Origin of the sequence: Barnesiella sp. CU968 (assembly GCF_905219685.1) — a bacterium.
Taxonomy (GTDB): domain Bacteria; phylum Bacteroidota; class Bacteroidia; order Bacteroidales; family Muribaculaceae; genus Lepagella; species Lepagella muris_A.
Genome location: NZ_CAJMXD010000594.1, coordinates 1 through 1070 on the forward strand (window position 1 = coordinate 1; position 1070 = coordinate 1070).

Annotated in this window: 1 protein-coding gene; it reads right to left on the minus strand. The window is 36.4% G+C overall.

All coding sequences use genetic code 11. The features are described 5' to 3' along the window. Positions 1 to 163: 163 nt before the first annotated feature. Positions 164 to 964: a hypothetical protein gene (locus tag JX312_RS13920; protein ID WP_204458519.1), complete on the minus strand. Its 801-nt coding sequence runs from the start codon at positions 962 to 964 to the stop codon at positions 164 to 166. Positions 965 to 1070: the final 106 nt, after the last annotated feature.

Consider the following 1070-nt stretch of genomic DNA (forward strand, 5'->3'; position numbering starts at 1 on the left):
ATCTGCAAATCATTTGTACAGCAACATAGAAGCCCGCTATGCTCCCTCCTCGACTCATAAAAACACCTCATAAAATCTCCTGAAATTTAATATAAGCTAATTTCCAACACTTACTTATTCAATTCAAAAAAATTATAACATTTTTGCATGATATGAATAAAGATCACTTGTTCATATCATTTAAAAAATTGAAGTAACACTTCATATTGGAGATAGCATTTTTAACAGTTTTTCTTTTGGGCATACATTCTTGCCGGGACAAGACCTTGGAGTCGGTCTTCAATTCGAAGAAAGTTTCTACATGGTCAATTATATATTCAAGCATTTTATCTCGGCTTTCTTTTTTTGAGAACGAGATTGCTTCTGCAAAAGGATCAAAATCCATGTCGAATATTGGTCTGAACCATGCAACCGAGTTACGCAAAGAGGAAAGCACCTTAGTGGCATTTTCATAATCCATATTTAAACTATTCTCAAGCCACTCGACAAATTGGGTATCATGGGGTATACTGAAACTATTAGATTCAGCAGGATCTTTGGCGCCTGTTTTTTCTGCGATGAAAGAGCGATAGTACAGAAGAGCCCTCCTTGCCCTTTTATTGAACAGATCCGGCGCAAGTTCAAGATGACAATTCAGCTCATCAATGTATTTGTCGACCAGATCGACAGCAGATTCTTCGGTTATACCACATCGCATGATGTTCTCAAACTCCGCATAAAGGGAGAATCCGATAAAATCATAAAGATACTCAACCGTATCCAAAAGTATATCAGTCAGTTTAGATGCATATTCGGGGGTAACATCTTTATGGATTATAACCCACTTTTCAAACTCCCCAAAATATGGAGGCCAGACAATTTCATAATCATCATCATCATCGTATTCGGGTATCCTGTCAAAAAACTCTTCAAGGGACATTTCCTCCTTGTCACCAAGATTAAAGATTGTATTATTACTGTTCATTTTATTTTGGCTTGTAATTTTCCGCAAATTTAAAATAGGCTCTGCTAAAAATCAAGAATCATACCCCGGACTTTTTTGGGATATTCACGAATACACACATTTATGA